This is a genomic window from Flavobacterium sp. 38 (genome assembly GCF_057799715.1).
In genome coordinates this window covers 344,048-356,512 of record NZ_JBYNWZ010000001.1, presented here as the reverse complement: position 1 = coordinate 356,512, position 12,465 = coordinate 344,048, and the positions used below count along the sequence as shown (strand labels likewise).

Genomic DNA, 12,465 nt, shown 5'->3' with positions numbered 1-12,465 from the left:
CTCAGTAAGCTTTTGCGCTTTTGCTTCATCTTGAATGACGAAGCATAATTTAATTATGTCAAATTTTATAAAGAAAAGATATGAAAAATATATCAAAAGTTGCCGTTTTGGGCGGTGGCGGAAGAACTGGAAAATACCTTGTAAACCAGTTATTAGAAAACGGATTTAGTGTAAAACTTCTTCTAAGAAATCCGAATAATTTTACCATTCAGAGTTCAAAAATAGAAATCATTAAAGGAGATGCTATTGATGAAGAATCGATAAATGTGTTGCTGAAAGATTGTCAAGCAGTGTTAAGCACTATTGGTCAACGACCGGGAGAGCCAATGGTGGCGAGTCAGGCAACAAAGAACATTTTGAAAGCTATGAAGAATTATGATATTCAGAGATATGTTTTACTGGCCGGACTCAATATTGATACCCCTTTCGATAAAAAAAGTCCAAAAACGATTATGGCAACCGACTGGATGAAAACGAAATTTCCAGAAATTCAAAAAGACAGACAATTCACTTTTGATCTTTTGGTAAATAGCGACGTCGATTGGACACAAGTTCGTGTTCCGTTAATTGTTTTTTCTGATGAAAGTTCTGAAATCTCGGTAAACCTTGAAGACTGTTTAGGAGATAAAATTACAGCATTAGATATTTCGAAGTTTATGGTAAAGGAAATGTTGAAGTCTAATTACAGTAGACAATCACCTTTTATTAGTGCTATTTAAATTTAGAAAAACAGCGGGTTGACTACAATCCGCTGTTTATTTTATTATAGAATGAATTGCCTAACTTTGTTTTATGGAATTGCCAGAAAATCTTAATCGGAAAATAGAAAGTTGTAAACAGGATAATTTGTTTAAGAAGTTGCCTGTGTTTAATAATCTGATTGATTTTTCTTCTAATGATTACATCGGGTTCTCTAAATCGGAAACTTTATTCAAACATACTCATGCTTATTTATTGGAAAATGAGATTTTTCAAAATGGGGCTACAGGTTCTAGATTGCTTACAGGAAATCATTCTCTTTGTCAAATTGCAGAAAGTTATATAGCTGAATTTCATGAGGCAGAAACGGCTTTAATTTTCAATTCGGGATACAATGCCAATTTAGGTTTTTTTAGTGCTATACCGCAAGAAAATGATGTTGTTTTGTATGATGAACTATGTCATGCTTCTATAAAAGATGGAATTGCAATGTCGCGAGCAAAATCGCATCATTTTATTCACAACGATACTGAAGATTTAGAAAACCATATCCTTAAATTTCCTGATACCACGATTTACATTGTAACAGAAAGTGTTTTTTCTATGGATGGCGATTGTCCGAATTTGGAAGAACTCATACAGCTTTCGGAAAAGTACAATTGTTATCTCGTTGTCGATGAAGCTCACGCTTTGGGTGTTTTTGGCGAAAAAGGAGAGGGACTGACTCAATATCTGCAATTGCATAATAAAATTTTTGCCCGAATCGTAAGTTTTGGAAAAGGCTTAGGATGCCAAGGTGCCGCAATTTTAGGAAGTATTAGTCTTAAAGATTATCTAATCAATTTTGCGAGAAGCTTTATTTATACTACTGCTTTGTCTCCTCATGCGGTTGCCACAATTTTTACAGCTTATCAGCAATTGGAAATAGAAAAAGAAGCTATTGAAAAGCTTCGTCAAAATATTGTGTTTTTTAATCAGCAGAAAAATTTGCTGGGATTAAAACCAATGTTTGTTCACAGTAAATCACCCATACATTCTGCTATTGTTCCAGGAAATGATAATGTGAAAAAGCTGACACAGCAACTTCACGACAAGGGTTTTGATATCCAGGCTGTACTTTCTCCAATAGTTCCAGAAGGTCAGGAGCGTCTTCGCTTTTGCATTCACAGTTATAATTCTCAAGAAGAAATTAATGAGGTTTTGGAATTGGTTAGAGATTTTATCTTTTAAATACGAAACAAGAGTTTTAATTTAGATAAAGAATAAAAACAAGAAACCCATCTATTACGATGGGTTTTTGCTATTAATTAAAAATGATTTTTTTCGTGACTGTGTGACCATTTTCTAGAATTACTTTTACTAATAAAACCTGATTGCTAGAATGTAAGTTTTCAATTTTTAATTCTTTTGCTTCAATTTTATTTTTGCTGTAAAGCAATTGGCCTCCGATAGTATAAATCTGTGTTTCTTTAATGTTTTCAGTTCCGCTAGTCAGATTTATTACTTTTGATTTTACTGAAACTAAAACATTATTTCCTATATTTTCAAAATCGTCTGTGCCTAAAGTTTTGTTTGTATAACGCAAAACAAAACGATCTGTAAAGGTTCCAGCAGTAGTTTTGAAGGTATAATTTGTGGTGCGAAGGTCTGTTATCTTGCCTGTTGTTTTATCTTCCAAATAAACGGCCTGGTTATTAAAAAATCCATCTGCATGGTCAATTGAAATTGTAAACTCACCTTCAGCATTGACTTCAAAGCCTAGAGGAACAGTATCTGTGTTATCAAAAGGCAACGCGCGTCCTTGAATGGTTAAACTCGTAGCTTCGTTTATGCTGTAAAAATCAACATAAGAGTTACTGCTCATTGTTTCAGCGTCATAATTATGATCTAATCCATTTGTTGCTCCAGTTGCATATCCTACAAGTATCTGTTTAAATACGTCTTTCGTATTGGTTAAATTTAACCATAGACGATTTTTTTCTATTTCGCTAGTGCTCTCTGTCGTCTTAAAGAATGATGTGTTTTTAGCTTTCACTCTTTGCGCGTTTGTAAATAAAGCAGTGCTTACTTTAGGTTCAATAAAGAAGCCTTGTCCAGTTGCAATATAACCATTAGGAACTTGTCCTTTTGGAGAAGGCTGAGTTTGCCCAGTCAATGTAAAAACGGCAAAATCGGCACTATCATAACTAAATGTGTTGGTTCCTTCTATAATCTTTGGCGGTGTATTATGTGACCAGAAGTATAAAGCTCCTATATCTCCGTTGTCTCTAATAAATTTTTCGGCATCAATAGCAGATGGGTATGGGTTTCCTAGTAGATTTAAATGTCCATTTACTAGCGATACTGGGATATCTCCATTATTTGGTTTTCCTGTAAATTTTGCAGTAAAATCGGCAGGAATAGTAAGATCGTGTGTTTGTGGCGCTCTAATGCTATATCCTTTACCTGCCGCCATTTTCTCTATTCCGTTCGGATTAAGAACCCAGCTTTCATTAGTCGGATTCCAGTAATGATATTTATCCCACAAAGTGTCTGGAGACAAATCGTGCAATGAAAAATTGGCTACGGGTGACGACCAATATGTCACGTCATAACGAACTACATTGGTTGTTCTTTGTATTTCAAACGTATTTGCTCCTCCAGTAAACATGTTGCTGCTTGTTGAAGTTTGAAGCAATGAACCTCCATCTAAAATCAATAGTTTTCCTGAACCAATTACATTTATATCTTCGTCGACAGTTAAAGTTACATCTTTTTTAACTGTTAAAGTAGCCCCATTGTTAATTGTACAAGAACAAACAGTAAGGTCTGAATTTAAGATAGTGTTAGCATTAACTGTTATGCCTGCTCCACTTGGTGGGGTTCCAGTTCCGTCATAAATAGTTTCAACTTTAAGGAAATTTACGGCAACATTTGCATTTCCAGCATCTTCTCTAAAACGAACTTCAATTTTAGATGAGCTGTTTAAAGTATAAATCTTTCCATTTTCGGTTAATTCTGGAGTGTTGGTGTATCCTGATTTGTTAAATATAGGAGTTGCCGCTTCATTCAGATAAATTTGTACAGCATCATCATAATTTGCGACTTGTATTTGATATTGGCCACATGTAAATCCTTCACGTCTGTATGACACAGTAAAATTATCATCCTGTAATGTCGCACCTTGCCAATTTGTTGCTGAAGATGGCGACTTTCCTACTGGCCAGTAATTTCTTGAATCTACATTTGTGTTTGTATCAACGTAATTTCCTGCGTAGACTACATTGTTTAGGTTTAGATCATTTTTGGTGAAACCGTAAACATTCCATACTTTTTTACCATAAGGTAGAGTTTGGTCTCCTTTTGTCAGTCCCATTAAAAATGTAGTTCTAGCAGAACCTTCATTTTCATAATATTCTAATACAAACTCGTGCGCGCCATCCGTTAAAGTTACTAATGCAGCATCTACTACATAACTATGATCGTTCCAACGTGTTAGAACTAGTTTATCATCAATATAAAGTCTAATTCCGTCATCCCCTGCAAGAGTTATATTGTATTGCCCTGCTACAGTTGCTGTCGTACGCATTTTATATCGTACAAAAAATTTGTCAGACGGTGGTGTGCCACAGATATTTGTTGTAGCGCCAGCAACTTGCCCACTTCCTACATTTCTATCAAATGTTGCTTGTTCGGTAACATTTCCTATAAAAACGTTTGTTGCTGTAGCAGGAGCAGAAGCAAGTGCAGGATTTGGGGCAGTATTTCCTGACCATTTATATACATACCCAATCCATGAGTTAACCCCAAAAGCTTGTTGGTCACCTTGCTCGCAGATGATTATTTCATCAGCTCCCATGTCTGGTGTGCTATTGCTTCTTGTTTCGTTATCAATATCAGTTGTATAAGTTGCTATTGGCGTTCCTTTTGCATGAATTAGCGAATTTGTTGTATTTTGAGCTAAGTGAAAATCTGTCGGAGAAATATATTTTGGCTCAACTGCAATTGAATGCTGTTCTTTTTGTGAGTTAAAACCTTTCCATCCAGCTAAATCAACAAAAGGACCTGAAGCTAATTTATTTCTCAGTTTTGAAGCAAGTGTGCTTAGATAATAATTGTTATAATCAAATTCTGTAATAGAACTTTCAGCAGCATCAGAATTTATTAAATATTGATTTCCATTACTTTGAGTGCTGTTAAAAATATTGTTTTTGATTCCCAGATTACTTACACCACTTGCAATGTATAAACAAGAAGAGCCACTTACATTAATATCATCATTCATTACAATGGTGTTGTAATAAACTTTGTTAGAGCTTCCAGAATTCAGGTAAATACCTTGCCCAGGAGATGAAGCATTAGCAGAAGATACTCCGCTAATGATGTTGTTATAAATTATATTGTTTCCGCTGTCAATATATATTCCAGCACAATATCCGTTTGCTTCAGTATTGGTAACTTTAGCTATTGTATTGTTAAATATCTTACCATTACTGTTTCCTAAAACGATAATTCCAGAATGTACAGGATTGTATGCTGTTGTTCTTTTATCGATGCCGTTTATGGTGTTTCCAGAAATTTCGTAGGTATTCATATTAGAAAAATAAATTCCTAAAAATGGTTTCTCCGCAGTTGTACCAGAGCCAATAGTATTGTTTTGAACTTTTATCGAAGTAGAAAGAGCAGAAGAATTTCCAAGTGCATAAACAGCTTGCCCAACTCTTGTAAAAGTATTGTTTAAAATTATATTGTTTGAATTTGCTGCCTCGGCAACATCTCCTAAATTTTGTGAGCCTCCTAAGAAAACTCCCATCGAAAGATCATCATTGCGATGATTTTGATTTAAGTTTAGGTTTTTAAATTCATTATTTGATGCGCCGTTGCTGTTATTTTGACTCGCAACCCATATTACAGATCTTTTTTGATTAAGAGGGTTGTTGTTGTAAATAGTTAAGTTTTTTGTTGAAGTTCCATTATTGCTTCCGTCAATAGTAATGTTGTCAACTCCGTTCAATTTAAAAACTGCTGGTGTTGAAGTTGTTGAAGGAGAGTTTGTAGATTCTATAGTAACATTTCTACCTGCATTGGGTTTAATAGTCACTTTATAGGTGCCATTATTTGTAAAAGGATTAATGACTAAAGGGAAAATTTCGCCATTGCCTCGATTGTAAGTCGTGTTGTCTAATAAAAAATTTACTGGACCAGAAATTCCAAAATTATTTAAAGTGTTGATTGCTGATGTTAAAGTTGGGAAATCCGCATTTGCAGCAGTTCCAATTATGTAATCACCAGATAAAGGGGTCATTAACCTTCCTGTAAATTTTAATGTATTGGCTAGAAATTGCCATTTGATGCCATTATAGTCATTTCCTTTTGTATACAATCGTACAATCAATCTTTGGTTAGAACTAAGAGATTGATTGATTTTAATAGTTTTATTAGTATTTCCAGAAATTGATTCTTCTGGTACAAGCGTTGTACTATTAGTATAATAAAAGTTATATTCTCCAGGAACATTTCCGTTTTCTGAAATATAATATTTTGCCAAATATGATGAAGGGCCAGGTGTGCTTCCATTTGCAATACTTGCTTGCTGAAACATCAAATTTGTTACCCAAATTGCATTTCCTGCTGTTGCTGAAATAGAAATTTCAAGATATCGATAATGTTCAAAATTTGAATTATCCCAACCATTAGCCAAAGCTCCAGTACTTCCGTATGTTATTGGATTTTGGTAGGTAGTAAATGTGCCAGGTTGCACATAACTTTGATTAGTGGTTACATTTCCATTGGACGTTAAAGCCCAAGTGGCTAAATCTACATTTTGAGCAAACGTTAAAAAAGGCAACAATAAGAATAAAAGTAAAGTTTTTTTCATGTTAAATGTTTTCTATCAATTTGTTATGCTGGCATAGAACTTTCGAACCGCGGCAAAGATAGATACATCTACGAGCTGTAAATTGTTAGGGTTTTGCGAACCCCTATATAATCGATGAATTGTTAAAATAGTCGATGAACTGCATTAAGAATTTTAATGTTCGATAATAATTCTTATAAAATGTTCAAAAATAATATAAGAATAATCGTAAATAATTAAGGTTTTTGAGATTGTTTTTTGACTATTTCGACTAAAAAACGTCAGATATGCTATAAATTCTTCAAAAACGGAATAATTTATAACTTGAAGTTGTGGAGGTTATGAAAGAAATTTACTGCAGTTTGGAGAGAAACAGGAAACAGTCTTTTGAGAGATGGAAAAGAATTTAGTTTTCTTCCAATTCTTTTACTTTGTCGTAAACCAAATTACTTTCGAAACCTCTGCGAAGCATATAGTCGCAGAATTTTTTACGTTTTTTGAGAAGGTTAGTTTCCGAAATGCTATTCCAAGATCTTTCTGCTAGATTTTCGAAAGTTTCAAAATATTCTTCAGTTGAAATTTCTTTCAAAGCCAAAGAAATATTCGTTGATGAAATATTTCTCATTTTTAGCTCATTTGTAATCCTAATTTTTCCCCAATGTTTTATTCTGTGTTTGCCTCGTGCGAAGCTACAAGCAAAACGAGTTTCGTTTAAAAAATTCCCTTCAATGAGCTGAACTACAATATAGTCGATTTCGTCACGAGTCATTTTTAAGCTATATAATTTATCAACAACTTCGTTATGACAGCGCTCTTGGTAAGCACAAAAATGCTCTAGTTTTTGTAAAGCTTCTTTGATGGTAAAAGTGCTGTTCGTCGGTTTTTTCATTCGTTTTAACGTTTAAATTCAGTTATGCTCAATTAGTTATAAAATAATTCTGAAATTTGTTAATATTTTATAAAAAGAAATAAATTATAACCTTGTGTATTAGGCTAATTTAAATATTTTTGTACGGAATTTTAACAATTTTAGATTCTGACTCAAAGTCGAGAATTTAACATTTTAGTTTTCAGAGAATTACCAAAAGAGCATTAGCTTTTTTTGGAAGAAATGCCTTTTTTGCTTTAAGCAAACCAAAAACAAATTTAAAACAAATACCTACTGTTATATGATGAGAAAATTACTTTACTCGTTTTTATTCTTCATTTCCTCTAAATCTTTACCCCAAGGATTGTGTACACCAAGTTTAAGACTGCTGTGTGTGGGGATGTTTTTTATGGTTTCTTTTGCTAATGCAGATACATTTTATTCTAGAAGATCAGGTGATTGGAATGCTCGATCAACTTGGTCTTATGAAAGCGGAGGAAATCAAGTGCCGGTAGGAAGGTTTCCAGGTGTTGGAGACATAGTTATTATTGAAAGAGGTTATACTGTAACTGTTAATACCAATTCTGCTTGTGCTACATTACAAGTGGGAAGTCCTGGGTTTGATGGAGGTAATAATTTTGGTGCGATTGATTTTAGTGGTGCTTTTACATTAGCAGTTTCTGGAAATTCCACATTTGGAGGAAATGGTCAGACAGCTAGAACAGGTACAATAACTTTTTCAAGTGGAGCAGTATTTAATACAGGTAGTTTAAATGTAGGAAATCCAAATACGGGAACAAAAGCAGCTGGTATAATCAATATGAACGCAGGAGGAACAATGAACATTTCTGGTGGCATAATTGTTACAACGGTGTCAGGAAATTCTTGGAATCCAGGTGGAGGTACTGTAATAATGAGCGCTAGCAATACCTTACCATCGACATTATTTACTTCATTTAATAATTTAACAATTGCTTCTGGAACAACTACATTAGGAACAGGACTAACAATAAATGGTAATTTATCAATAATAGGAGGAGGTTTATCGGCTGGCAATAATAACTTGACTATTGCAGGAAATTTTACGAATGCAGGAACATTTAATGCAGGTACAGCTACAGTAACTTTAAATGGTAATAATAATAACCAATCTTTTAATGTTTCAAACTTTAATAACTTAACATTAGCTGGAAGCGGGACTAAGTTCTTTTCTGGAACTACTGCAGTAGGAGGGGCCCTAGTTATAAATTCAGGAGTAAAGGCAGATTTGGGTACAGTAACACATAGCGCCAATACTCTAACTCTAAACGGTAATCAAGTGGTTCCAACTTCTTGGGGAAGTTCGAGTTCTACAGCACAAAATAAAAATGACACTTATTTTACTGCAACTACTGGTACAATAAATGTAAGTTCAAGCACTTGTACTACTTTCTCATCAGTTACAGCCATTACAAATGTTCTATTTGGCACGATCAATAATGCAACTTCAGCTTCGTCTACAGCACCTTATATTTACTATTCAAATGTGCCAGCTGCTAGTGTTTCAAAAGGTCAATTTTATGAGCTAACTGTGAAAGGGTATACCAATGGAGATGTTAATAGTTATTATACGGCTTACTTTGATTGGAATAGAGATGGAGATTTCGATGATTCTACAGAAGGGCCGTATGCAATTGGTACTATAAGATCTTCTTCTGGTACTGATGGAAAAGCGACTTCAATTTATTTGCAAATTCCATCTGGTTCTGGTTCAACTGCAGGAGCAACAAAAATGAGAGTCGTTGCTCGTCGAAGTTCTGGTTATAATAATAATCCTTGTGCGCTTTCAGGAAGTACTGGGCAGATTCAGGATTATAATATTACTATTTTAGAAGCGTGTGTAGGAAATGCCCCTGGTAATACATTAACTACTGCATCGACAGTTTGTCCTAATGCACCTTTTACTTTGTCATTGCAAAATACGATGGCTGAAGGTACATCTTACGTTTGGCAAACTTCTACTGACGGTAATGCTCCTTGGACAAGTGCAACACCTACTCCAACAGCTTTTTTTAGCAGTGCTTTTGCGGCAAATCAATCTGCGAATACTAATGTTGGAGAGATTAGTCTTTACGGAAATAATACTTCTATATCTGGTGGTGAACTATTTTTGACAACATTAGGGACTGGTTATACGGGAGGTTTTGTAATTCAAAAAATGCCTGGTGTAAATATTAATACATTTTCGGCATCTTTCGATTATAAAATTTACGGAGGTAATGGTGCTGATGGTATCAGTTTAAGTTATGCTTCAAACATCGCTAATAGTACTGGTGGGGGAGAAAGTGGTGAGGGTTCTGGAATTGTTTTGCAACTTGACACCTATGATAATGAAGGAGTTCAATCAGGAAGTCGTGTTAGAATAACATATAATGGGAACAGCATTTTTAATAGTGCTATAAATGCACCTTTTAATTTAAGAACAAGTTCACTTAGGAATGTTGTTATGAGCGTTAGTGATAAAGGATACTTAAATCTTACTATAGGAGGAACTGTTATTGTGTCTAATTTAGCTTTGCCAGCAGCTTATCTATCTTCTGATAAATCAAATTGGAAATTCAAATTTTCAGCACGTACGGGAGATGTAAATGATTATCATGTTATTGACAATGTTAATATATACTATTTAGATACGGCAAATTCTAAATCAACATTTACAACTACCCAAACTGCAAAAACATATTATCGTGTTGCAGCAAGTTGTGGTGGTGCGACAGTTTATTCAACACCAGTCATGGTTGATGTAACATCAGCGACAATTAATACAATGACAAGTAATGCATGTTCAGGAGCAGCTTTCTCTGTTACACCAGTCGATGTTACAAACGGAACAATACCAAATAATACAAAATACACTTGGACAGCACCGTCTGTAACAGCGGGATCAATTACAGGAGGAGCGGCAAATGCCGTTGCAGCAGATAATATTACGGGTACACTAACAAATACAACAGCAACAGCTCAAACTGCCACCTATACAGTAACGCCAATAACAGGAACTTGTACAGGAGTACCTTTTACGCTGACTGTTACTGTAAACCAAAAACCTACAACGCCATCAACTTCATTTACAAATATATATTGTGGCAATTTAGGAACAATTACACTGAGTAATTTGCCATCGGCAGACTGGACAGTTAATCAAACAGGTCAAATGGGGACAAAGACTCATAATCGTGTAACTAATGAAACGACACTGACTATTGAAAGTTTAGAAGCAGGAACATATCATTTCACGGTTACAAATAATAGCTCATCTTGTATTTCAAGTACAGTAGATGTGACCATATCAGACCTCAGATCTATTACAGAATGGAACGGTTCAGGGTGGTCAAACGGTAATCCAAAAGATGATCTAACTGGAAACAAAACTGCTAGGATTTTGTCTGTTACGCCAAGCCAGCCTTTTTCAGCAAGTACTGTAAGTTTAACAATATGTTCTTTAGAAATTATTAGTCCAAATCCAGTTATAATTCCTTCTAACATGACTTTCACCGTTACAAACAGTATAACAAGTAATGGTAATTTGGTTTTTGAAAATGGTTCAAGTTTATTACAGGGTGATAATGCTGTAAACTCTGGTAATATTTCTTACAAAAGGTCGGTTAATTTGACCCGTTATGATGTAGTTTACTGGGCAAGTCCGGTAACTGATGCAACTATGAGCATGTACAAGTTTTCTTCTAGTACTTTGTGGGATAAATTCCATCACTGGGATCCTGTTACAGAATCATGGATTCTTAGTAGCAATGGTGTAGAAATTATGACAAAAGGAAAAGGTTATTGTATTAGAGCACCACAGTATTTTGATTTAGTATCTCCTAGTACATTTGAAGGTACATTTGTTGGAGTGCCAAACAATGGTAATGTAACAGTTCCGGTAGTAGAAGAAAAATTAAATTTGATTGGTAATCCTTATCCTTCTTCGGTAGACGCAGGTAAGTTGTTGCTAGAGAACAAAGATCACATAGGAGCATTGTACTTTTGGGCACATGGTCTTCCTCCAGAAATCATTCCAGGAACTAACACCTTCCAATATCTTAGTGCCGATTTTGTTGTCTTTAATGGAGTAGGCTCAACAAGAGTAACTGGTGAACCAGTTTCCGGTACAGATGAATTTGACGGTTTTATTGGTGCAGGGCAAGCCTTTTTTACAATAGCGCCAAAAAATGCAACTGAAATTAAATTTAATAACGGTCTTCGTAAAGGAAGTTCAGATAATACACAATTTTATAAAACTTCTGAAGTAGCTAAAAGCGAAAAAAATCGTCTATGGCTGAATATTGCAAACTCAAAAGTTTTCAAACAGTTGTTGATCGGTTATGTTGAAGGAGCAACAAATCAGAATGATGTGATTTATGATGCTGAAACAATGGAAGGAAACTCTTTTATTGATTTTTATACTATTAATGAATCTAAAAAATTAACTATTCAAGGCCGTGCACTTCCTTTTGATAATGCAGAAGTAATTCCTTTAGGATATAGAAGTAACGTTGATGATAAAGGCGATCGTAATTTTACAATTTCTATTGACCATGCAGACGGATTCTTTGACACTCAGGAAGTGTATTTAGAAGATAAATTAACAGGCAAAATAGTAGATCTAAGAAAAGAAAATTATACTTTCTTTAGTGAGGCAACGACAAATATAAATCGTTTTACTCTTCGTTATACCAATAAAACGTTAGGAACAGGTGATTTTGAAAATCTTGAAAATGCAGTTTTAGTTTCGGTTAAAGACAAAGCTGTAAAAATTACTTCGTCTAAAGAAACGATAAAAGAAGTAAATATTTTTAATGTTGGAGCACAGCAGTTATACAGTAATAACAAAGTGAATGCTTCAGAGTTGCAAATCACAAATTTACATTCTTCTGATCAGGTTATATTGGTAAAAATAACTTTAGAAAACGGACATACTTTTACTAAGAAAGTTATCTTTTCTAATCTATAATAAAATTAAATCCAAGATGAAAAAAAGTCCATTCCTTAAAGAATGGACTTTTTTTATGGACTAAAAATCCCT

5 protein-coding genes are annotated in these 12,465 nt (G+C 34.4%); 3 read left to right on the top strand and 2 right to left on the bottom strand.

The genetic code is table 11. The annotated features are described in order from the left end of the window. The first annotated feature begins 80 nt into the window (after positions 1–80). Positions 81–719 (top strand): NAD(P)H-binding protein, encoded by a 639-nt coding sequence (locus tag AC3E9W_RS01495; protein ID WP_488766449.1) that lies wholly within the window; start codon positions 81–83, stop codon positions 717–719. Between the two features lie 73 nt (positions 720–792). Further along, a complete protein-coding gene (locus AC3E9W_RS01490; RefSeq protein ID WP_488766448.1) occupies positions 793–1,929 on the top strand; it encodes an aminotransferase class I/II-fold pyridoxal phosphate-dependent enzyme in 1,137 nt (378 codons plus the stop codon). Between the two features lie 73 nt (positions 1,930–2,002). Here AC3E9W_RS01490 and AC3E9W_RS01485 read toward each other — a convergent pair whose 3' ends face one another. After that, complete coding sequence (locus tag AC3E9W_RS01485; protein WP_488766446.1) at positions 2,003–6,556, bottom strand: DUF8693 domain-containing protein; 4,554 nt, start codon at positions 6,554–6,556, stop codon at positions 2,003–2,005. A gap of 385 nt (positions 6,557–6,941) precedes the next feature. After that, positions 6,942–7,424, bottom strand: coding sequence for a regulatory protein RecX (locus AC3E9W_RS01480; RefSeq protein WP_488766444.1), 483 nt, complete (start codon positions 7,422–7,424; stop codon positions 6,942–6,944). Between the two features lie 280 nt (positions 7,425–7,704). Here AC3E9W_RS01480 and AC3E9W_RS01475 point away from each other — a divergent pair, with 280 nt between their 5' ends. Beyond that, positions 7,705–12,393, top strand: a complete 4,689-nt coding sequence (locus AC3E9W_RS01475) for a DUF8693 domain-containing protein (RefSeq protein ID WP_488766443.1) — start codon at positions 7,705–7,707, stop codon at positions 12,391–12,393. The last annotated feature ends 72 nt before the right edge of the window (positions 12,394–12,465 follow it).